Raw genomic sequence first — 502 nt, 5'->3', positions numbered from 1 at the left:
CATGCGCGACATCTCGCGCTACTTTCAGCATCAGTTGCCCAATGCCGGCGCCGAGGCGCTGACCAACCCGGATTCTCCGCAGCGACAGATTTACCTGCGGCGCTTTGCCGATCGCGAAGGCAAGCTGTTCATGGGCCGGTTCTATGCCAAATACAAAGGCAAGACCGACCAGGAGCGCGAAGCCATCCTGGTGCAAAGCACGCGGGCCACGCCGGTGCGGCTGGCCACGATCTACCGCAGCATCGACCCGGAGGCCGGCCCCGGCAAACTCGCCGCGTTCATCCGCAGCTACCTGCCGGGCGCAAAGCTGGATGAGGCGGAACTCACCAACTTGTATGAGAAGTACTCCGTCCAGCGCTTCGACCTGGCCGACCGCGGCTACATCGCCAAGCTGCATCCGCTGGAGCTGTGGCTGGTGGCGTTTCTGCGCACCCATCCGCAAGCCACCCTCGCGCAGGTGAACGAGGCCAGCGCCGATGAGCGCTTGTCGGTCTACAAATGG

Annotated in this window: 1 protein-coding gene; it reads left to right on the top strand. The window is 63.7% G+C overall.

The genetic code is table 11. From position 1 onward, the window contains the following. Positions 1–502: hypothetical protein (locus D1614_RS29140; RefSeq protein WP_206610235.1), on the top strand; the 502-nt coding region annotated here is incomplete at both ends.

Source organism: Maribellus luteus (genome assembly GCF_003576475.1).
Taxonomy (GTDB): domain Bacteria; phylum Bacteroidota; class Bacteroidia; order Bacteroidales; family Prolixibacteraceae; genus Draconibacterium; species Draconibacterium luteum.
The sequence above is the reverse complement of the archived record's forward strand: the minus strand, read 5'-3'. Positions and strand labels throughout refer to the sequence as shown.